Source organism: Pseudonocardia sp. Cha107L01 (assembly GCF_052566575.1).
Genome location: NZ_CP199579.1, coordinates 7,632,378 through 7,651,178, shown reverse-complemented (window position 1 = coordinate 7,651,178; position 18,801 = coordinate 7,632,378). Strand labels below are relative to the sequence as shown.

23 protein-coding genes and 1 pseudogene are annotated in these 18,801 nt (G+C 70.2%); 9 read left to right on the top strand and 15 right to left on the bottom strand.

The annotated features are described in order from the left end of the window. Positions 1-40: 40 nt before the first annotated feature. Together ACTXG6_RS36100 and ACTXG6_RS36095 are read right to left on the bottom strand one after the other, a co-directional pair. A complete protein-coding gene (locus ACTXG6_RS36100; protein ID WP_445183806.1) occupies positions 41-622 on the bottom strand; it encodes a DUF6529 family protein in 582 nt (193 codons plus the stop codon). A gap of 32 nt (positions 623-654) precedes the next feature. Then, entirely contained in the window at positions 655-1,359 is a 705-nt protein-coding gene (locus ACTXG6_RS36095) for a hypothetical protein (RefSeq protein ID WP_445183805.1), read from the bottom strand. Between the two features lie 241 nt (positions 1,360-1,600). Here ACTXG6_RS36095 and ACTXG6_RS36090 point away from each other — a divergent pair, with 241 nt between their 5' ends. Continuing rightward, on the top strand, positions 1,601-2,008 hold the full coding sequence (locus tag ACTXG6_RS36090) for a hypothetical protein (RefSeq protein WP_445183804.1): 408 nt from the start codon (positions 1,601-1,603) through the stop codon (positions 2,006-2,008). Between the two features lie 37 nt (positions 2,009-2,045). Here ACTXG6_RS36090 and ACTXG6_RS36085 read toward each other — a convergent pair whose 3' ends face one another. Together ACTXG6_RS36085 and ACTXG6_RS36080 are read right to left on the bottom strand one after the other, a co-directional pair. After that, a complete protein-coding gene (locus ACTXG6_RS36085) occupies positions 2,046-3,008 on the bottom strand; it encodes an oxygenase MpaB family protein (RefSeq protein ID WP_445183803.1) in 963 nt (320 codons plus the stop codon). 29 nt (positions 3,009-3,037) lie between these two features. Continuing rightward, a complete protein-coding gene (locus ACTXG6_RS36080; protein ID WP_445183802.1) occupies positions 3,038-4,744 on the bottom strand; it encodes an acyl-CoA dehydrogenase in 1,707 nt (568 codons plus the stop codon). A 174-nt stretch (positions 4,745-4,918) separates the two neighbouring features. Here ACTXG6_RS36080 and ACTXG6_RS36075 point away from each other — a divergent pair, with 174 nt between their 5' ends. Together ACTXG6_RS36075 and ACTXG6_RS36070 are read left to right on the top strand one after the other, a co-directional pair. After that, positions 4,919-5,614 (top strand): TetR/AcrR family transcriptional regulator, encoded by a 696-nt coding sequence (locus ACTXG6_RS36075; RefSeq protein WP_445183801.1) that lies wholly within the window; start codon positions 4,919-4,921, stop codon positions 5,612-5,614. Positions 5,615-5,696: 82 nt separating this feature from the next. Beyond that, positions 5,697-6,593 (top strand): PPK2 family polyphosphate kinase, encoded by an 897-nt coding sequence (locus tag ACTXG6_RS36070; protein ID WP_445183800.1) that lies wholly within the window; start codon positions 5,697-5,699, stop codon positions 6,591-6,593. Between the two features lie 36 nt (positions 6,594-6,629). On the opposite strand, the gene ACTXG6_RS36065 is transcribed toward ACTXG6_RS36070, so the two are convergent. After that, entirely contained in the window at positions 6,630-7,043 is a 414-nt protein-coding gene (locus ACTXG6_RS36065) for an SH3 domain-containing protein (protein ID WP_445183799.1), read from the bottom strand. Between the two features lie 578 nt (positions 7,044-7,621). On the opposite strand from ACTXG6_RS36065, the gene ACTXG6_RS36060 reads away from it, so the two are divergent. Then, entirely contained in the window at positions 7,622-7,960 is a 339-nt protein-coding gene (locus ACTXG6_RS36060; protein ID WP_445190193.1) for an ankyrin repeat domain-containing protein, read from the top strand. Between the two features lie 67 nt (positions 7,961-8,027). Here the strand turns inward: ACTXG6_RS36060 and ACTXG6_RS36055 are convergent, their stop codons facing one another. Continuing rightward, a complete protein-coding gene (locus tag ACTXG6_RS36055; RefSeq protein ID WP_445183798.1) occupies positions 8,028-8,756 on the bottom strand; it encodes a hypothetical protein in 729 nt (242 codons plus the stop codon). A 164-nt stretch (positions 8,757-8,920) separates the two neighbouring features. Here ACTXG6_RS36055 and ACTXG6_RS36050 point away from each other — a divergent pair, with 164 nt between their 5' ends. Together ACTXG6_RS36050 and ACTXG6_RS36045 are read left to right on the top strand one after the other, a co-directional pair. Continuing rightward, positions 8,921-9,190 carry a hypothetical protein gene (locus ACTXG6_RS36050; RefSeq protein WP_445183797.1) on the top strand — a complete coding sequence of 90 codons (270 nt, stop codon included), beginning with the start codon at positions 8,921-8,923 and terminating at the stop codon, positions 9,188-9,190. 170 nt (positions 9,191-9,360) lie between these two features. Further along, complete coding sequence (locus ACTXG6_RS36045; protein ID WP_445183796.1) at positions 9,361-10,686, top strand: NAD(P)/FAD-dependent oxidoreductase; 1,326 nt, start codon at positions 9,361-9,363, stop codon at positions 10,684-10,686. Between the two features lie 16 nt (positions 10,687-10,702). On the opposite strand, the gene ACTXG6_RS36040 is transcribed toward ACTXG6_RS36045, so the two are convergent. Both ACTXG6_RS36040 and ACTXG6_RS36035 read right to left on the bottom strand, forming a co-directional pair. Next, a complete protein-coding gene (locus ACTXG6_RS36040; protein ID WP_445183795.1) occupies positions 10,703-10,972 on the bottom strand; it encodes a GlsB/YeaQ/YmgE family stress response membrane protein in 270 nt (89 codons plus the stop codon). A gap of 103 nt (positions 10,973-11,075) precedes the next feature. After that, a complete protein-coding gene (locus ACTXG6_RS36035) occupies positions 11,076-11,618 on the bottom strand; it encodes a COG4315 family predicted lipoprotein (RefSeq protein ID WP_445183794.1) in 543 nt (180 codons plus the stop codon). Between the two features lie 106 nt (positions 11,619-11,724). Between ACTXG6_RS36035 and ACTXG6_RS36030 the strand changes: the two genes are divergently transcribed. Then, the gene (locus tag ACTXG6_RS36030) at positions 11,725-12,189 is read left to right on the top strand and encodes a group II truncated hemoglobin (RefSeq protein WP_445183793.1); all 465 of its coding nucleotides are present in this window, start codon (positions 11,725-11,727) and stop codon (positions 12,187-12,189) included. Here the strand turns inward: ACTXG6_RS36030 and ACTXG6_RS36025 are convergent. Continuing rightward, positions 12,186-12,851, bottom strand: coding sequence for a GntR family transcriptional regulator (locus tag ACTXG6_RS36025; RefSeq protein WP_445183792.1), 666 nt, complete (start codon positions 12,849-12,851; stop codon positions 12,186-12,188). The genes ACTXG6_RS36030 and ACTXG6_RS36025 overlap by 4 nt on opposite strands. 132 nt (positions 12,852-12,983) lie before the next feature. Between ACTXG6_RS36025 and ACTXG6_RS36020 the strand changes: the two genes are divergently transcribed. After that, positions 12,984-13,745 (top strand): HpcH/HpaI aldolase family protein, encoded by a 762-nt coding sequence (locus ACTXG6_RS36020; RefSeq protein ID WP_445183791.1) that lies wholly within the window; start codon positions 12,984-12,986, stop codon positions 13,743-13,745. A 71-nt stretch (positions 13,746-13,816) separates the two neighbouring features. Beyond that, positions 13,817-15,148: an MFS transporter gene (locus ACTXG6_RS36015; RefSeq protein WP_445183790.1), complete on the top strand. Its 1,332-nt coding sequence runs from the start codon at positions 13,817-13,819 to the stop codon at positions 15,146-15,148. 10 nt (positions 15,149-15,158) lie between these two features. Here the strand turns inward: ACTXG6_RS36015 and ACTXG6_RS36010 are convergent, their stop codons facing one another. The 6 genes and pseudogenes from ACTXG6_RS36010 to ACTXG6_RS35985 form a co-directional block, all read right to left on the bottom strand. Next, the gene (locus tag ACTXG6_RS36010) at positions 15,159-15,566 is read right to left on the bottom strand and encodes a hypothetical protein (RefSeq protein WP_445183789.1); all 408 of its coding nucleotides are present in this window, start codon (positions 15,564-15,566) and stop codon (positions 15,159-15,161) included. Positions 15,567-15,666: 100 nt separating this feature from the next. Continuing rightward, positions 15,667-15,813, bottom strand: a pseudogene (locus ACTXG6_RS36005) (TetR family transcriptional regulator); the annotation flags it as partial. Between the two features lie 205 nt (positions 15,814-16,018). Further along, entirely contained in the window at positions 16,019-16,273 is a 255-nt protein-coding gene (locus tag ACTXG6_RS36000) for a hypothetical protein (RefSeq protein ID WP_445183788.1), read from the bottom strand. Positions 16,274-16,440: 167 nt separating this feature from the next. Further along, entirely contained in the window at positions 16,441-16,596 is a 156-nt protein-coding gene (locus tag ACTXG6_RS35995) for a hypothetical protein (RefSeq protein ID WP_445183787.1), read from the bottom strand. Between the two features lie 173 nt (positions 16,597-16,769). After that, the gene (gene nrfD / locus ACTXG6_RS35990) at positions 16,770-17,795 is read right to left on the bottom strand and encodes an NrfD/PsrC family molybdoenzyme membrane anchor subunit (protein ID WP_445183786.1); all 1,026 of its coding nucleotides are present in this window, start codon (positions 17,793-17,795) and stop codon (positions 16,770-16,772) included. Next, positions 17,792-18,799, bottom strand: coding sequence for a 4Fe-4S dicluster domain-containing protein (locus tag ACTXG6_RS35985; RefSeq protein ID WP_445183785.1), 1,008 nt, complete (start codon positions 18,797-18,799; stop codon positions 17,792-17,794). Before ACTXG6_RS35985 ends, nrfD begins: the two co-directional genes overlap by 4 nt. Positions 18,800-18,801: the final 2 nt, after the last annotated feature.

Genomic DNA, 18,801 nt, shown 5'->3' with positions numbered 1-18,801 from the left:
GGGACGTTAGCTCCCCGACCGGGGAGCTCCACCCGCCGGCTCAGGAGTGCAGGCCCTTGGCGCCGAAGAGCCAGACGGCCGAGGTCAGCCAGACGGCGATGAGCGCGGTGAACAGGACACCGCCGAGAACCGGTACCGCCCAGTTGGGCACACCGCGCCGGCTGAGCGAGAGCATCTTGGACACGAACGTGCCGTAGAACACGCACCCGAACAGTGAGTGGGCGAGGACGCGGGGGCTGTAGGTCTGGAAGCCGAGCGCGAACAGGCAGTGCACCAGGACGGGCACGGTGAGCAGCACCGCGATCCGGCCCGACCAGCGGTGCAGCGTCGATACCCAGGCGGGCGAGGGACTCCCGCTGTACATGATGCGGGCCGAGACGACCTGCACGACGGCGAGCAGCGCGGCGAGGCTGGTCAGCCAGGCCTTGGCGTAGGCGCCGCTGCTGAAGCCCGTGACGTTGACGGAGAAGCCGGTCGGTTCGTGCAGGCCGCCGTAGACCCCGAGCAGCAGCGCGACGAGGCAGCCGATCAGCAGCGGCACCAGGATGCCGGCGGCCCTCGGGTCCGGGGCGAGCTGCTGGGTGACCGGGGACTCCCGTGCGGGGTGGTCGGCGTGCGTCACTGGGGCTCCTCTGTCGCCGGGGCCGACGTGCGTCACTGGCCGACGACCGTGTCGCCGCCCTCGACGGACTGGGCGGTTGCCGGATCCAGTGCCGGCGCCGGCCGGAGCGCACCACCGGCGTTCACCAGCCCGGTCACCTGGCCGTTGGAGTCCTTGACCCAGCCGGTGGTGGCGGCGGGGGTCTTCGACCGGTACAGCCCGGCCGGCGCGGCGGCGGGTGCGGCGGTGTAGGTCCACGACTTGCCGCCGGCGGACACGGTGCCGGACAGTTTCCCGCCGCTCAGCGAGCCGGTGAGCGCGTTGGCGCCCCGACCCTTGGCGTCGAGCTTCCCGCCGGCGCTGCTGCCCTGGTACCAGGCTTCGATGGTCTTGCCGTCGCACAGGTACGCGGAGACCTTGTTGTCCCGGACGGTCACCGCGAGCGCGGCGTGGTTGCCGTCGGTGTAGCCGGTGTACTTGGCCTGTGCGGGGAACGGGGTGGCGGCGGCCGGCCCGGTCGCCTCGGGGGCGTCCCCGGTGGCGGCGTCCGGTGCCTCGGCCTCGGCCTCGGTTGCGGTCCCCGGCGGGGCCGCGGCCGGAGCTGCCGCCGGCGCGGCGGCGGGCGCCACCGAGCTGGTTGCGGCGGCCGCCCGGTTGGCGGTGCCGGCCGACGGGCCCCGGGTCATGTTGGCGACCAACAGGATTCCGGCGAGCACCGCCACGACGAGGAGTGTGAGGATCGGGCCGCGTGATCTCATGGTCTTCCTCTGGGTGTTCGTTGTGGGGTGTCGGGCCTTCCGCGAGAAGGGTCGCAGCGCGGCGGCGCGGGAACGATGGTGTGATCCCCCGAGGTGAGTGGTGCCGCCCCCAGGCTTTCGGTAGGGCTCACCCCAGGTCCGTCGACAACTCGGCTCGGGTAGGTCGCCGCTCGTCGCCACGGGCCGGTGAACGGACGATCCCGTCCTTCTGTCGGTCACCCACACGATGCACCATGTTGGGATGTTCTTCATCGGTGCGGGGGCCGACGAAGTGACCGATGACCACGAGGGTTATGTGGCCGGCCGCTATCGTGACGGAGTTCGAAGCGATATCTGGACCGACGTGAGCCGCTGCACGAGCGGCACGTTCACCGGTTATCTGCCGGCGTGCGAATGCGGGTGGCAAGGAGCGGACCGATCCGCCACGCCGGCCGGTTACGAGGCCTGTCAGCGGGCCTGGCTCGACGAGCACTTCGGCCCGACCGTTGCGCCCCAGCGACGTGCCGACCTCGGCGCGGGGTTCGCGGCCACCCTGACCGACGCGGACTTCGACTGGGGACGAGGACTGAACCAGCTCCTCGCCAGTCACGCCTGGGCGGTGGCCGGCGGCGGTCGTCTGCTCGACTCGGCGGCAACCTGGCGCTCGTAAGGGCGGGCACGCGCTCGCCGGGCCCGGCGCCCCGCGGTCACCTACCGGCGAACATCGCCTCGGCGCGGAGCTTGGCGGCCGGCCCGTAGAGTTCGCGCGCCCGGGCGGGGGTGATCGTCTCGGCGCGCGGTCTCGGGTCGCCGTACAGGTGCTGCCGCAGCACCCCGCCGGTCATCGGCGCGTAGCCACGCAGGATCGCGAGCTTGGCCCTCGGCGAGCCGGTGGCGCGGATCGCGGCGCGGGTAGGGGCCAGGATGGCGCGGTCGACGGCGGCGGACTGCTCGAACCTGCCCATCTGGCGCATCCACCTCGGCAGCGTGGCGATCGTCGAGCGCGCCATCAGCCGGCTGCCGGCCCACAGCGAGAACTTGCCCTGCGCGCGGGGGGTGCGCAGCAGGTAGTGCATGGCCCGCTCCGCGCGCTCGGAGGAGCACAGCCGCGGCCGCACCTCGGCGAAGTACTCACGCACCTGGGCCCGGGAGCTCGGCACGTCGGAAGGCTTGCAGGTCTGCAGTTCGGCGGCGACGACGCAGTCGTCCCAGTACCGCTGTTCCCGCGCGGCGGACAGCGGTCCGGGGCCGTACATCTCGTAGCACTTGAGGACCGAGTGCCAACCGGTCACGTGGATCCACAGCTGTGAGGCGGGGTTGTTGGCGCTGTAGCGCTGGCCGCTGATCGGTTCGATGCCGGTGGCCTTGGCGTGCACCCGCATCAGGATCTCGGACGCCTCGATCGCGGTCCGCCCGTCCGCTACCGCGACGGTCAGGAAGTAGGCCAGGGTGCGGTCGAGGCGGCCGCGCGGATCGCTGTAGATCCCGTACATGTCGGCGACCGCGGCGGCCAGGAACGGGTCGAAGTGCTCGAGCACCACCGAGCGCTGGAACCCGAGCAGCGCGGTCGGTGCGGTCCACACCTGCCAGCTCGGCGAGTCCGGGCCGAAGAACCCGTAGTCCTCCCACTCGCGGCGCGGCTGGTCGGCGCGGCCCCTGGAAGTCGGCATCACATGCTCCTCTGCGCGGGCCACCATGGTCAGGCTTTCATCTCGTAACCGCCACTGAGCGCGGCCACCCGCCGCCAAACCCGCTCGAAAGAGTCGTTGTCGGTGACCGGCTTGCGGATGACCGAGAGGGCCCAGCTCTGCTGCGCCTCGGTCGAGCCGCGTTTGCCGTGCAGTTGCACCGCGTGCTCCGAGAAGTCCCGCACCAGTACGTCGAAGATCGCCCCGAGCAGGTCGTCGTCGATATCGGTGAGGCGCGCCTGCTCGAGGATCAGGTGCCCGTAGACGACAAGCGTGAACAGCTCGCCCAGTGCGAGGGTGAAGTCCATGTCACCCTGCTGCGCGGCGTCCGGTGTCGCGGTGGTCAGCAGGTCGGCGAACGCCTCGGCCTGCTCGGTGAACACCGCGACGTTGGGCAGGTGCGCGTGGTCGGCGTAGGCCTCGCGCCAGTTGTGGAACCGGACCTTGCTCAGGCCGCGCGCCGGGCCCTGCCGGAACAGGAACTCGTCGTCGGCCGCCTCGGTCAGGGTGGGCACCGGCGCGAGCTCCCGGGGGTCGAACAGGTAGGCCGGCATGAACTTCAGGATCAGGGCCAGGTTCACCGCGACCGTGCCCTCGAGCTTCGGCAGGCCGTTGACGTCCATCTTGGCGATCGGCAGGTAGTTGTCCGCCTCGAACCCCTTGGCCGCGACGATCTCGCCGAGCAGCCACAGCACCTTCTCGGCCTCGGTGGTGACCTTCATCTTGGTGATCGGGTTGTACAGCAGGTACCGGCGGTCCTCGGGGTTCGCGGCACGGAAGTAGTCGACGGCGCGGTCGGAGAACAGCCGCATCCCGATCAGCCGGGCGTACGCGTCGACGAACTGGCGGCGTACGTGCGGGAACGTGGTGACCGGCGAGCCGTACAGGATCCGGTTGTGCGCGTGCGTGATCGCCTCGTACAGCGCGTGCGTGGCGAGCCCCACCCCGCCGAAGCAGAGGTTGAACTTGCCGATGTTGACCGTGTTCAGCGCGGCGGAGAACGCCTGCTCACCGGTGTGCAGGATGTCGTCGGCGTGCACCGGGTACTCCCGCAGCGCGAACTCCGCGACGTACATCTGGGACGGCACCACGTTCTTCACCAGGTGGTAGTTGGGGTGCCTGGCGTCGGCGGCGAAGAAGACGTACGCGTCGGCGCCGTCGACACCGTCGATCCGCCCGAACACCGATACCGTGGTCGCGCAGTTGCCGTTGCCGATGTAGTACTTGCTCCCGGTGGCGGTGTAGCCGCCCTCGCCGTCCGGGGTGAGCACCATGTCGGTCGAGTAGATGTCGGCGCCGTGCTCCTTCTCCGACAGCCCGAACGCGGCGACGCCACCCTCGTCCAGTGCCGCCGCGGCGCGCTCGCGGGCGGCGGTGTTGTCGCTCTGCCACACCGGGCCCAGCCCCAGCACGGTGACCTGCCAGGGGTACCAGTAGTTCAGCCCGTAGAAGCCGAGGATCTCCGACAGTGCCGCGATCCGCGCGGTGTCCCATCGCTTGTCCTGGTTCGTGCCCGCGTCGCGGGCCGGGGTCAGGAAGGTGGCGAACAGACGCTCGGATGCGACGAACTCCAGGAAGTCGAAGTAGAAGACCTTCTCGTGGTAGTCCTCGACCAGTCGGCGCTTGCCGCGCGACTCGAACCAGTCGATCGTCGCCCGCAGCAACCGCCGGGTCTCGGCGTCGAAGTGCTGAGGGTCGTAGCGATTCGGATCCAGCAAGAGCGATCGTGAGTCGCGCTGGGTGTGCACCTTTGCCTCCACTGCTGCTGCCTCCGCGAACCGGCTCGCCCACGAGCTATTGCTACTGTTCCGTAGCAATAACAGCAATATCCTACTGTAGAGTAGCTTTGTCCAGTGGGTGAGCGGTATCGGCCAGGACAGCCCGGAGATGACATGACCGGTGACATGACGAGTGACGTGACCGTTGATATGACTGGTGACATGACCGCGGCGCCCACCCCGGGGCGGCAGCGGCGCACCTACGCCCCGCGCGTGCCCGCGGCGCAACGCCGCACCCAGCTGCTCGACGCGGCGCTGCGCCTGGTCGTGACGCGGGGACACAACGCGGTGACCATGGATGCGGTCGCCGAGCAGGTCGGTGTCACCAAGCCGGTCATCTACGGCCAGTTCGCCAGCCGGGGGGAGCTGCTGGCCGCGCTGTTGCGGCGCGAGCAGGAAGCTGCCCTGCTCCAACTGCGCGCGGTACTGCCCGACAGTGCCGGGCAACGCCTCGCCGAGGCGCCGGGGGAGCTTCTCGCGCAGGTGCTCGCCGAGTTCCTCGAGGCGGTGCGCGACGCCCCCGACCGGTGGCGCTGCATCGTGATGCCGATGCCGGACATGCCGATCCAGTTCCACACCGCCCGCGAGCAGGCCAGGACGATGGTGCTCGCCCGCGCCGAGATGATCGCCCACCTGGTGCTCGACAGCCTCGGCGGCCCGGCCGGGCTTGATCCGGAGATCGTCGCGCACACCCTGGTGGCCCTGTTCGAGATGGCCGCGCGCCTGGTGCTGACCGACCCGGCACACTTCAACCCCGACCGGTTCGCCACCGCGATCCGGGCCGCGATCGGGCTCACCCGCCCGGTCTGACCGGACCGGTCTCAGGCGGTCCGCTCGGGTGATCTTTGGCTCCGCATTGTCGCGACGGCGCGGTGCCTGCGAGCCTTCGACGATGGCCGATGGCAAGAAGAGCGGCGGGTCCGCGCCGCCGCTGTCCGGAGTTGCACCGAGGCTCGGCGATCTGCTGCGGGCACCCACCGGGCCGGTGGATCTCTCGGCGATCGACACCGCGGGGACGCCCGGCTTCACCGGCGCCGGCAAGGCGGACGCGAAGTCGTTGGCGAAACCGATCGGGCGACAGTTGGCCGAGCTGCAGGAGATGCTCTACGCCGAGGGCCGGGCCGGTGGCCGGCGCAGCCTGTTGCTGGTGCTGCAGGGCATGGACACGGCCGGCAAAGGAGGCACGGTCAAGCATGTCCTGGGGTTGGTCAGCCCGATGGGTGTTCACTACCACGGCTTCTGCAAGCCCACGGTCGAGGAGCGCGAGCACCATTTCCTCTGGCGGGTCAGGCGGCAGTTACCTCCGCCGGGGATCATCGGCGTGTTCGACCGTTCGCACTACGAGGACGTACTGGTGGTACGGGTTCACCACCTGGTTCCCGACGAGGAGTGGTCGGGGCGCTACGACGTGATCAACCGCTTCGAGGCCGAGCTGGCCGGCTCGACCCGGATCGTGAAGTGTTTCCTGCACATCTCCGCCGACGAGCAACGCAACCGGCTGCGGTCCAGGCTGGACGACCCGGCCAAGTACTGGAAGTACAACCCGGACGACGTCACCGAGCGCACGTTCTGGGCGGACTACCAGCGCGCGTACTCCGACGTGCTGGACAGATGCAACACCGAGGCCGCGCCGTGGTTCATCGTGCCGGCGGACCACAAGTGGTACCGCGACTGGGCGATCAGCCAGCTGCTCGGCGAGCAACTGCGGGCGATGGCGCTGAGCTGGCCCACCGCGGTGGACTGGGACCCCGATCAGGAACGCGCGAGACTCGACGGGGACCAGCCCTGAGCTCGCCGGTCCCGCCGAGGGGGAACGGCCCCCGCCTCAGCAGTGGTTGGGCACGTTGCCGTGCTCGTCGCCCTTGAGGTAGACGGTGTTCACGTAGCCAGCGCCGCCCTGGTCGAGTTGGAGCTTGACCCAGTTGGCCCGGGTGACGCCCTGGACGGTGACCGGATCACCGTCGGCCCAGCACTGAGCCTTGTACGAGTTGTCCCGGACGACGTGGCTGACGACGGGCTTGCTGTCGCTGGGGCCCGCGTGGACGTCACCGGCCGACACCGCGGTCACGGTCGTCGTCGTCGCGGGTGGGGCGGCGTCGGCGGTGCCGGTCAGTGCCAACCCCGACAGCGCCAACGCCGACACTGCCAACGCCGACACTGCCAACGCCGATGCGGCCGCGACCAGCACAGTCGCACCGGCGGTGGTTGCGTTGGGTCGGTCCTTGCTTGCTGTCCACATGGTGCCTCCCAGGCGAGTCTTCGTTGATCAACCTTGGGAGTGCTCTACCCGGGCTGTCCGCGCCCGAACCGTGTGCGGCGGCAATCGGCGCCGGTCGTGGGCATCGCGTTCACCGTTCCGGGCGTCCGGACCGGCCGGTCGAGTCCCTGACGGGTGAGCTGGTGTCACCTGGACGGGCGGGCGCTACTCCAGACGAGATGCAGGCGGGGCGCCGAACGCCGCTCCGCGAGTACCGCCAGTGCCTCGGATGCCAGCTGGGCCGCGGTGCATCCGGGCTGGCGGCACCGGCCGCACCACCCGTCCTCGGTGAGCGGATGTGACTCCGCGAGCGACTGCGCTCTGTTGTCCACCAACAGGAACTGCACCGCTGTGTCCCATGCTTCCACTCGCGAACTCCTAGGCTCGATTCCCGCGAGGGTCTGGGCGAAGGCGAATGCGCAACGGTACGCGCGTTCCTGAGCCGCGCACAGAGCACTTTCGGGTCGCGCTCGCAGCGGGCGCCTAGAATCTCGGTGGTGAATGACCAGTCGGATGTCCCGGGCGACGGGGTCGTCGATCTCGCCTCGCGCCTGTTCACCATGGCCCGCGACGGTGACACCGCTGCGCTGCTCGCCTACGTCGACGCCGGCGTGCCGGTGAACCTGACCAATGACAAGGGCGACACCCTGGTCATGCTCGCCGCCTACCACGGGCACGCGCCCACGGTGACCGCCCTCGTCGAGCGGGGCGCCGATGTCAACCGGCTCAACGACCGCGGCCAGTCCCCGCTGGCCGGCGCGGTGTTCAAGGGCGAGGACGATGTGGTGCGTGCGCTGGTCGCCGGCGGCGCCGACCCCCGGGGTGGGCATCCGACCGCGGTGGACACGGCCGCGATGTTCGGGCGCGACGATCTGCTCGAGGTGCTGGAACCGCGCTGAGGCCCCGACCCCGGCAACGGCTCTACCCCGGCAAGCCCCGACCCCGGCAGCGGCTCTGGTCGGGGCACTAGGCGGCTCGGTTCTGGCGCACGAGCAGCACGGCGGTCGCGGCCTCGAGCAGCCCGAGGGTGGCCAGCCCGACCCTGTCGGTGGTGGTGTGTGGATAGGTCAGCAGGCCGATGGCGGTGTGCGCGACGAGCGCCCCGCCCAGCAGCGCGGCCCGCTGGGCGTTGGTCCAGTCGAGTCGAGCGAATGGCCGCACGGCGAGGGTGGCCGCCGCGGCGGCGGCCGGCACCGCGAGTAGTGGCAGCCACTGTTGGTGGCCCTCGGTGTAGGCGGAGTGGGTCGCGCCCGGCATCGGGATGAGCAGGCCGAGGTACAGCGCCACCGCGGCACCCGCGCACAGTGCGATCACGGCGGGGGTGGGCAGCGTCCGGCGGGTCGGGGCGGTGGAAATCAGAGCCAGCGCCGAGCAGATCAGGCCCCTGGTCCGCAGGTAGGGCGAGCCTCGGTGGCGTGGGAACAGCAGGTCGACCATGAGGATCGGGAGCGCGATGCTCAACACGGCGTGATAGGGCAGGACCATCACGGTGTAGGCGGTGTTGATCCCGGCGACCCGTGGTGCCCAGTCGGCGACCGGATACATGCCGGTGCTGGTCAGGCTCTGCAGGGCCAGACCTTCCTCGGCGAGCCCGTAGGCGGTCCCGAACAACAGCACCGAGCCCCAGCCCGGGCCGCGGCGGCGCACGGTCTCACGGATCAGCAGAGCGGCACCGGCGTAGGCCGGTCCGAACACCGTGTGCTGACATAGCTGACAATAAACTGTCATACCTGTCAGTTGGTCAAGGCGAGTGGCCTGAGCTGCAGCGAGGTGCTGTTGTCGCTAGCGTGATCCGACCTGGGGCCTACGCGCGATCAACTGTTCGCGTGGGACCGGGCGGATCGAGGGGGCGGAGCGCGATGAGCACATCGGAAGGCGCGGCTGAGGAGCACGTGCCGCGTACCGTCGAGCGAGCCTCCCGGCCGGGGGCCGGGCGAGTGGCGCGGACCGTGCTGCCGGTCGCGGCCGCCCTCCTGATTGGCGCCGTGCTGGTCGCCCTGATCACTCTGATCGAGTGGCGGGCCGGGCAGCCGCTGATCGAGGGGACGACGGGCGGAGTGCTGCTCGCCGTGGTGGGCATCGGGGCCTGTCTCGCCGCGGCGGCAGGCGTCTCGCGCCGACTCCGCTGACCACCTCCGGGGGGAACCGGCCGGGACGGTCCCGCCCGAGGTCATCACAAGGATTACATTGACGGGCGCACAGGCCGGCGATCTTGAGATCCCAGTGGGAATCGACACAGCGGGAATCGCCCTCCACGGTCCTGTGCGGCTGGGCACTCACACGGACTTCGGGGGTATCGGTGGTCGAGGCGGACGACGGGGTGGGGCGGCGGCCACAGGTGGTGATCGTCGGTGGTGGGTTCGGCGGGGTGTTCGCCGCGCGCAGGCTGGCCAGAGCGGACGTCGATGTGACCCTGATCGACCGTGGCACCAGCAACGTGTTCCAGCCGTTGCTCTACCAGTGCGCGACCGGTCTGCTGTCCGAGGGACAGATCACCAGCCCGCTGCGGACGTTGCTGCGCCGGCACCGCAGCGTCCGGGTTGTCCTCGGCGAAGCCCACGGCCTGGACGTCACGCGCGGCGTGGTGACGGCGAAACGGCCGGACGGCAGTACCTTCGAGCTGGACTACGACTATCTGATCGTCGCCGCGGGGATGCGAACGTCCTACTTCGGGCACCCGGAGTTCGCCCGATTCGCACCCGGCATGAAGAACATCGACGATGCGCTGGCGATTCGGCGCCGGGTACTCAGCGCGTTCGAGATGGCCGAGACGATCCCTGACCGCGAGCAGCGCCGCGAGTGGCTGACCTTCGCGGTGGTCGGCGCCGGGCCCACCGGCGTCGAGCTGGCCGGGCAGATCCGCGAGCTGGCCACCCGCACGATCGGGCGGGAGTACCGCTCGATCGATCCCACCGAGGCCCGGGTACTGCTGTTCGACGGCGCGGGCGCGGTGCTCGCCTCCTTCGGTCCGTCCCTGGCGGCGAAGGCCCAGAAGACACTGGACGGGCTCGATATCGAGATCCGGCTCGGTGTGCTGGTCACCGACGTGGATGCGACCGGCCTGGTCACCACCACAAAAGACGGCACGGAGAGCCGCTATCCGGCGCGGACCGTGTTGTGGACCGCGGGGGTGGAAGCGGCACCGTTCCTGACCAAGGTCGCGGAGGCGACAGCGGTCCCTCAGGATCGGCAGGGTCGTATCGCCGTCGAAGCCGACCTCTCGGTGCCCGGGCACCCCGACGTCTGGGTCATCGGAGACGCGGCGAGTCGCGACGGGCTGCCCGGGGTGGCCGAGGTGGCGATGCAGGGCGGCCTCCACGTGGGCGGGGTGATCCGGCGCAGGGTCGCACATCCGGCCGAGAAGCCTGCGCCGTTCCACTACCGCGATCTGGGCAGCGCGGCCTACATCAGCCGCGGCCACGCCGTCCTCAAGCTCGGCAAGCTGGAGCTGTCCGGGTTTCTCGGCTGGGTGCTGTGGGGCGCCATCCACATCGCTTTCCTCGCCGGCGTGCGCAATCGCTTCGCCACGCTGGCGAGTTGGCTGCTGACTCTCGGCCTCAACCGGCGCGCCGAGCGCGCGATCACCTACGGCGACCCGACCGCGGCCGAGCAGCCGTATCCCTGATGCTGTTCTGACCGGTTCAGGCGCGGTTGCGCTTCCGGCCGGTCACCTTGTTGTAGATCACGAGAACGATGATCGCTCCGATGATCGACCCGATCCAGCCCGCTGGATGGAACCCACGGAACCCGCCGGTGAACAAGCCGAAGATCAGGCCCCCGACCACCGACCCGACCACACCGAGAACGATCGTGCGCAGGATGCCGATGTCGTCCTTGCCCGGGACGAGAGCGCGCGCGATGAAGCCAGCGATGAGTCCGAAGACTATCCAGCCCAGAATTGTCAAGATCACTTGATCTTCACTCCTCGGTCAGTGCGTCGGCCGAACGGCGTACCCAACCTTAGCTCGCGGCAACGCACCAACGCGGACCCGTGAGGCGCCTACTTCTTCGCTGCTACTTCTTCGCTGAGTCAGGGGTGCCGCCGGGGGTGACGGTGTACCAGAGGCCGCCGTATTCGTTGCTGCCCTGGCCCTCGACGCTACCGGGGCTCTTCTTGTCGTCGCTGTAGTAGTAGAGCGGGTGAGCGTTGTAGGTCAGCTGCGTCGAGCCGTCGGTGCGGGTGATCGTGGAGAGCATGGTGGCCTTGGTTCCCGGGCCGGCCGCCGGCGCACCCCCGTTCGTCGTGAACGGAATCCAGTCGGCAGCACAGTCGCCCGTGCAGTTGCTGTGGTTGGCGGTGTCCTTCCCGAAGATGTAGAGCGTCGCGCCGTGGCCGTCGGTGAGGATCGTGCCGAGCTTGCCGGCGGTCGCGATCGCCACGGTCGGAGTGAGGCCGGCGGCCGCGGGTTGTGGTGAAGCCGCCACTGGTGAAGCAGCGGCGGGCGTCGGGGCTGCTTGCGCCGACGAGGGAGCGGACGGACCGCTCGAGCTGTTGCCACAGGCAGTGGCGAAGGCGCCAAGAGTAAGGATGGAAGCGGCGAGCAGGATTCGTTTCATGCCTCGATCACGGGCGTTCGTTCGGCTTGGTTCATCGCGAGTCGATATCGTGACCTGTGGTCCGCGAAACGAGCGACGCCGGGCACTCGCCCGGTAGGTTTCCGGCATGGCGGACACCCCGACGATCTTCGAGTGGGCCGGCGGCCGGGAGCCGATGGTGCGCTGGTTGGAGACCTTCTACGACGCCGTGGAGCGCGACGACCTGCTCGGGGCGGTGTTCGGCGGCACTGTCTCGCGCGAGCACCGCGACCATGTGGCGGACTGGTGGTGCGAGGTCATGGGCGGACCGGCCGAGTACACCGCCCACCGCGGCGGGTACCCGCACATGCTGTCCAAGCACCGGGGACTGGCGATCAGCGGCGCGCAGCGGTTGAGGTTCGTCACGCTGTTGAGTACGGCCGCCGACGATGCGAACCTGCCCGCCGACCCCGAGTTCCGCGCAGCGGTGATGGGTTACGCGGAGTGGGGAACCCGCCTGGCGGTGGAGAACTCCGCACCGGATGCCACCCCGGTGGGACAGGCTCCGGTCCCGCGTTGGGACTGGGGCGTCGCCCCGCCCTACCAGCCCTAGGAGGGGAGGGCGGAGATGACTTCGGAGACCGGACGTAGATGCTGGTGCAGGATGCGGGTGGCCTCCGCCTCGTCGTGCTCGTCCAGGGCGGCGACGAGGGCCCGATGCTCGGAGTCGATCAGCGTGAGTCGTTCGGGCCGTGCCGTGAGGGCGCGGACGGCGACCCGCTGCTGCCGGGAGCGCAGGGTGTCGTAGAGCTCGGTGAGCACCGAGTTGCCCGCCGCGTCGACCATCGCGCGATGGAAGCTCCGGTCCAGGCCTGAGACCTTGAACCAGTCGCGGGCCGCACCGGCGCGCTCCATCGAGTCGAGGAGCTCCGTCATCTCCTCGGGCGCACCCCGCCGGGCCGCGCACAGGGTGGAGATTGCGTGCCCCTCGATCAGTCGCCGGGTCTGGTAGACCTCTTCCAGTTCCCGCGCCGTCACCATCCTGACCTGTGCACCCTTGCGCGGGAGCAGGCTGATGAAGTGTTCCGCGGCTAGCTGGTGAAAGGCCTCCCGCACCGGAGTCCTGGACACCCCCACGAGGCCGGAAACCCAGTGTTCATCCAGGAACCGGCCGCCTTCGATCTCACCGGAGATGATGGCGTCGCGCAGCCAGGCATACACCTGGTCCCTGGCGGGGCCCGTCCGCTTGGCGGGCGCGGGGCCCGGAGCGGTCATGACCATGGCGCTCCCGTCAGTTCAGTTCGAGGTCGTGGATCGGAACAACCCTACACCTGGACACTTCATGTATTCGTCATGTATACACGGTGCACGCGCATGTCAGCGACCACAGCTCCACGGAGGTCAGAGATGCAGACGGAACCGGCCGATCGTCGTTACGCGATCTGGCTCTCGGACCCGAGCTTCGCCGCGGTGGAGATCGCCCGCGGTATCGGCTACGGCGCGGTCGTGCTCGACATCGAACACGGCTCGTTCGACCTCGCCGACCTCGAGCGGTTGATCCCGTTCATCAGAGCGCTCGGCATGGAGGTGCTGGCGAAGGTGCTCGGACCGGAACGCGGCCCCATCCAACAGGCACTGGACTTCGGCGCCGACACGGTGGTGGTCCCGCACATCGAGAACGCCGCGCACGCCAAGGCGATCACCGCCTTCGCCAAGTTCCCGCCGCTCGGTGACCGCAGTTTCGCCGGCGGCCGCACCACCGGGTACGGCGGTTTCACCGACGCCTGGGTCACCGAGCAGGACACCCGCACGCGGTGCCTGCCGATGATCGAGGACGCCGGGGCCATCGAGGACATCGCGGAGATCCTGGCGTTGGACACAGTGGACGGCGTGTTCGTCGGCCCGTCCGACCTGTCCCTGCGGCGGGACCGCGGCGCGTACTCGCGGGAGGCCGGTGACTTCGCGGATCTGCGAAAGGTGGCCGACGCGGCGGCCGCGGCGGGCAAGCCATGGGTGCTGCCCGCCTGGAGTCCGGAGGAGAAGGAGTTCGCGGCCCGGCACGGGGCCGATCAGCTCGCGTTGATCATGCAGCACGGAGCGCTCGCGGCCGGTTTCGCGACGCCGTTCGAGCAGATGGCCGCCATTACCGTGGCCATGGACCACGGCTGATGAACGAGCTCGCGGGCCAGTCGAGGTCACCGCGTCCGCGCGGCGCCGACCGAGCGCGACGGGGGACAGCGATGAGCACCGAAGGCGGGACCGCCGAGGCTGTGACCGTTCCCCGCCGGTCCGGCCGGGTCCGCTGGGGGATCGCCGGAGTGCTCGGCGTCGGCATGTTCGTGAACTACATCGACCGCGTCAACCTGTCCATCGCGACGCCGGCGATCATGCGGGACTTCGGGATCAACGGGTCCCAGATGGGCCTGATCGCCTCGGCATTCCTCTGGACCTACGCGATGCTGCAGATGCCGATCGGATCCGTCATCGACCGGGTCGGCGTCCGCTGGGTGAACCGTGCCGGCGCGTTCCTCTGGGCGCTCGCGTCCTTCGCCTCGGCGGCGGCCGGCGGTCTCGGGATGTTGCTGGTCTCGCGGCTGATCCTCGGCGTCGGCGAGGCGCCGACGGTCCCGGCCGGCTGGAAGGCGATCGGACAGTGGTTCCCCCGCCACGAGCGGGGAACCGCGACCGCGATCTTCGACGGCTGCGCCAAGGCGTCCAACGTCCTGGGCATCCCCGTCATGGCGTTCCTGGTCGCGACCTTCAGCTGGCACGCCGCGTTCCTGTTCACCGGGGCGCTGAGTATCGGGTACCTCGTGGTGTGGTGGCTGCTCTATCGGACACCGAAGCAGGCACTCGCCGCCGGCAGGCTGAGCCAGGCGGAGTTCGACTACATCCGGGTGGGCGGAGCCGAGGACGAGGACGCCAACGCCTCGGGTTCGCTCGGTGGGATCGGATACCTGTTGCGGCGGCGCAAGACCTGGGGACTTGCGCTCGGCTACGCCTCCTACACCTACGCCTACTACGTGCTGCTGACCTGGCTGCCCGGCTACCTGGAGAAGCAGTTCGGGGTGAAGCTGCTCGCGGGCGGGCTGTACACCATGATCCCCTGGCTGGTCGCCGTCGCCGCGCAGTTCGCCATCGGGGGCGTGGTGATGGACAAGCTGATCGCGCGCAGCGGGGACGTGACGAAGGCGCGCCGGGTCGTGCTCGTGGTGAGCATGCTGGTCTCGCTGGCCATCGTCGGCGCCGCCTACGCCGGGTCGGTGCCCGTCGCGCTGATCTTCCTGTCGGTCGGCGCGGCCGGGCTGGCGGTGTCGGTACCGGCGGGGTCGAGCATCGTCGCGCTCATCGCGCCGGACGGCTACACCGGGACCCTCGGCGGCATCGTGAACTTCATCGCGAACGTGCTCGGCATCGCCGCGCCGATCGTCACCGGCGCGGTGTTCGATGCGACCGGCTCCTTCGCCGGAGCCTTCATCGTCACCGGGGTGGTGCTCCTGGCCGGTATCGCGTGCTACACCGTCGTGCTGGGGCGGATCGAACGAATGCCGCCGCCCCCGCGCGCGGGCTGAACAGCGCAGGTCAGCGGCCAGCCTCGGGCGGGGCTGTCCCGGGTGCCACCAGCGCGGCCGTGACCTGGACGGCCAGCCACTGTTCGGCATCGTCCCAGGACCAGCCGTGCTCGGCCACGCAGGTGTGCCAGGCGGGGTGGCCGAGGTAGAACCACAGGATGTCGGTGGCCCGCGCGAGGTCGACGGTGAGCGGGTGGACCTGGCCCAGTCGGGCGGCGATCTCTCCCAACGCCGCGCGGTAGACCCGGTCGGAGGCCGCCAGGGTGGCCGCCACGGACTCGTCGACCGAGGCGGCGGTGACCATGACGCGGATGATGTCGTGGTAGCGCTCGTTGTCGGTGCGGACGCCGAGGGCGGCGGCCCGGATCACCTCGTGGGGATCGGTGCGCTCCCGCACCGCGGCGAGGGTGGCCTCCACGACCGGGTCGCCCTGGGCCCCGGCGATGAGCGTGGCCAGAATGGCCGCCTTGCCCCCGGTGCTGGCGTAGACGGTGGGGACGGCCGTCCGCGCGTCGGTGGATGTCGGCCACGGTGACGTTGCCGTAGCCGCGCCGCAGGAACAGCCGCATCGCGGCGGCCAGGATCGCGGCCCGGGTCTGGCTCGCGGTCTGCGCGCGCCGGAGCGGTCGGTAGGGCCGGCGCGTCGGGGGTGTCTCCGCACTCATTCGCCACCTGTCCGGTGCGACGGCAAGGTCGTTTAGTACCGACGCTACTGGTGGCCGGCGTCGTCCGGGTGCCGCGGGCGTCCCGCTCCCGTACGAGGGAGACGGTCGCCGCGACTGTCGGGTGACGCTGTCGGTGTACGTCACGTTGCGGCGCCGGGCCTCGATCTCGCGGTCGGCGGCGCCTACGTCGTCAGGCGGACAGTGATCAGAGCGGAGCCAGCTCCGGCTGATGGTGGTCTCTACCCAGTGCCCTGGACATCCGCCCGTTCTGCTCGGCCAGTTTCTCCGCGATCTCCTCCAACACACCGACGATGTGTGTGAGAGACGCTTGGGATCCGCCTTCCTGATCGACGATGGTGCGGTGCTGGCGCAGCCGTTGCACCTCGCCGTGCAGAGCGAAGATCACATCCGCCCGGAAGTCCGCCTCGGCGCGAATCAGACGATCAATTTGATCAACCACCCTTCCAGGCTGGCCACCCAAGGTTGCCGGGCGGTCAACTCGCGGTAAGCCGCGGTGAACAGATTCACGCACCCCCGCTACGCTGGGACTTTGCCACCGTGACGCTTGACACGCCTCCGGATAGGGCCCCCGGCAGCAGCACCGGCGCCGGCGCCGGCCAGGTGCGCCTACTCGTCAGGAAAGCTGATCTCGGGCTCCTGCCCGGGACCGAGCAGGAAGTACCCGAGGAACGTGACACCGTCGGATCGCGCATCGAACCGCACGATGCGTGCCGCCTCCGGCTCGAAGAACACGTCGCCGGGCCCGAGCACGGCGTCGGACACTACTCAGCTGTGGCTCAGCCTGACCGGGAGCGCGTCGAAGGCCGCGCATCAATGTGCTGCCGCGGTAGCGCGGTGCCGGCGCTCGGTCGTCGAGCGTGATCGTGTCGAATCCTCGTGCTCATCCGAGCTCCTGCGGCGGGGTCAGCAACTCGGTGGTCCCACGCCCCTGGAGTTTAGGTAAGGCGTTGGCGTTGCGGCACGACCGTGTAGCGCGGATCTCGGGCGGACTGTTGGCCGGCGTGGAAGATGCCGAAGCGGGTGGCGGCCGACCCGGCGACCAGTGCGGCGCCGCTGATCATCGAGACCGCTCGGCCGCGTCGGGCCGGGACGGCGGCCAGGAGGGCACCCGTGACGGTCAGGGCACGCGCAGCTCTCAGGTACTGCCCGGCGCGCCCCTGGTGCATCGGTTCGGCCGAGAGCCCCATGCTCGATTCCATCCGTGTGTTCATCGCGAGCTCGAACGCCGAGCCGGCGGCGGCGAGCCGGCGGGCGGGCCCGGCGCGCGCGACCGGTGTGGTCAGCATGGCCATGCCGCCGGCCGCGGCGGCGGCGCTCCCGATGAAGACGAAGGGCAGCTCGTCACGGGCGTCGTGCCAGGACGGTGTGGCGGTGTCGGCGAGCAGTACAGCGGTGTAGGAGGCGACGGCGGGCCCCAGCAGGGCGGCGGCCAGGCCGGCGCCGCGTCCTACGCCGGGCAGCAGTCTGCCGACGATGCCGTCCGCCAACTTTTTCGGCAGTAACCGGCGGGCCTCGGCGACCGCGGCCAGGCCAGCCAGGGGGCCGTAGGCGGTCAGGATCCAGGTGCCGACGCTCATCGGCGACGTCACCTTCGCCACCCGCAGCATGTGGTGGAACCTGGCTGGTCTGCCGAGGTCGTGCACGAGCGCGCCGAGGCTGGCCAGGATGGCGGCGGCCGCGGTGATCCGGGTGGGGCGGCGCAGTGCGGCATTGCCGGTGAGGTCGGCACCGGCGGCGAGCAGCGAGGACGCGCCGGCCAGCCCGCCGAGGAAGAGGTAGGCGGGGATGTCGGCTTCCCAGGGGGAGGGTCTGACCACCGGGCGGCCGTAGTAGGAGGTGAACTCCGCCGCCGGCACCATCGCCCGTTCGCGGCGCCCGCGCCGCCACCCTCGTCGACTGCCCGTCCCGCCCTGCTGCCCGGCGGACCGTGCTGCCTCGGGTCCGGACCCGAGGCCGGTCACCGGCGCCCCTCCGTGGCGAAGGCGGCCGCCGCCCCGGCGAGCAGCGTCACGGCCGCGATGGCGGCGCGCCGCCACATCCGGGGCAGGTGTTTGGTCGCGACCACCGGATCCGGTGGCAGGCCGTAGACCTCGGGTTTGTCCAGCAACAGGAAGAACGCGCCGGTACCGCCGACCCCGTCGTCCGGGTCGTGGCCGTAGAGCTGGGCGTCCGCCACCCCCGCCTCGGTCAGGGTCCGCACGCGTGCCTTGGCGCGCTCACGGAGCTCGGTGAGCTCGCCGAACTGGATGGACTTGGTCGGGCACGCCTTGGCACAGGCCGGTTCGAGGTCGCCCTTGAGCCGGTCGTAGCAGAGCGTGCACTTCTGGGCGATTCCCACCGCCGGGTCACCGGGAGGTCCGTCGCGGCGTTCGATCACACCGTACGGACAGGCGGGTATGCAGTAACCGCAGCCGTTGCAGATGTCGTTCTGCACGACCACGGTGCCGAACTCGGTGCGGAACAGCGCCCCGGTGGGGCAGACGTCCAGACAACCGGCGTGCGTGCAGTGCTTGCAGACGTCCGACTCCATCAGCCAGCGGAACGGAGCGCGCTGCTCCGCCGGGGTGTCCGCCCCGGGCAGCGTCATGGTGGGCATGCCCAGCTCGACAGCCGGCGTGGCGGGTCGGGTGTGGTGCGCCGGGTGCTGATCCGGCTGCCCGGCCAGCGCCAACACGTCCAGACCCGACTCACCGGACGTGCCGGAGGTGTGCCGGGCTGGGGACGACTGTTCGATGAAGGCGACATGTCGCCAGGTCGAGGCGCCGAGTCCGACGCTGTTGTCGTAGGAGTGGCCGGTCAGCGTCAAACCGTCCTCGGGGACCGCGTTCCACTCCTTGCACGCCACCTCGCACGCCTTGCAGCCGATGCAGATACTGGTGTCGGTGAAGAAGCCCTTGCGGGCGGGCGGATCGGGGTAGCCGGCGGCCGCGGCCGGGTCGCTCGGCCCGAACAGTTGGTTGCCCATCG

Excerpts from the sequence above, each read along its gene's own strand:
- ACTXG6_RS36075 (WP_445183801.1), top strand. The coding sequence starts at position 4,919 with ATGACCGGTGACATGACGAGTGACGTGACCGTTGATATGACTGGTGAC.
- ACTXG6_RS36025 (WP_445183792.1), bottom strand. The coding sequence starts at position 12,851 with ATGACCGCTCCGGGCCCCGCGCCCGCCAAGCGGACGGGCCCCGCCAGG.
- ACTXG6_RS36020 (WP_445183791.1), top strand. The coding sequence starts at position 12,984 with ATGCAGACGGAACCGGCCGATCGTCGTTACGCGATCTGGCTCTCGGAC.
- ACTXG6_RS36085 (WP_445183803.1), bottom strand. The coding sequence starts at position 3,008 with ATGCCGACTTCCAGGGGCCGCGCCGACCAGCCGCGCCGCGAGTGGGAG.
- ACTXG6_RS36070 (WP_445183800.1), top strand. The coding sequence starts at position 5,697 with ATGGCCGATGGCAAGAAGAGCGGCGGGTCCGCGCCGCCGCTGTCCGGA.
- ACTXG6_RS36050 (WP_445183797.1), top strand. The coding sequence starts at position 8,921 with ATGAGCACATCGGAAGGCGCGGCTGAGGAGCACGTGCCGCGTACCGTC.
- ACTXG6_RS36065 (WP_445183799.1), bottom strand. The coding sequence starts at position 7,043 with ATGTGGACAGCAAGCAAGGACCGACCCAACGCAACCACCGCCGGTGCG.
- ACTXG6_RS36030 (WP_445183793.1), top strand. The coding sequence starts at position 11,725 with ATGGCGGACACCCCGACGATCTTCGAGTGGGCCGGCGGCCGGGAGCCG.
- ACTXG6_RS36090 (WP_445183804.1), top strand. The coding sequence starts at position 1,601 with ATGTTCTTCATCGGTGCGGGGGCCGACGAAGTGACCGATGACCACGAG.
- ACTXG6_RS35985 (WP_445183785.1), bottom strand. The coding sequence starts at position 18,799 with ATGGGCAACCAACTGTTCGGGCCGAGCGACCCGGCCGCGGCCGCCGGC.
- ACTXG6_RS36060 (WP_445190193.1), top strand. The coding sequence starts at position 7,622 with ATGGCCCGCGACGGTGACACCGCTGCGCTGCTCGCCTACGTCGACGCC.
- ACTXG6_RS36015 (WP_445183790.1), top strand. The coding sequence starts at position 13,817 with ATGAGCACCGAAGGCGGGACCGCCGAGGCTGTGACCGTTCCCCGCCGG.
- ACTXG6_RS36035 (WP_445183794.1), bottom strand. The coding sequence starts at position 11,618 with ATGAAACGAATCCTGCTCGCCGCTTCCATCCTTACTCTTGGCGCCTTC.
- ACTXG6_RS36095 (WP_445183805.1), bottom strand. The coding sequence starts at position 1,359 with ATGAGATCACGCGGCCCGATCCTCACACTCCTCGTCGTGGCGGTGCTC.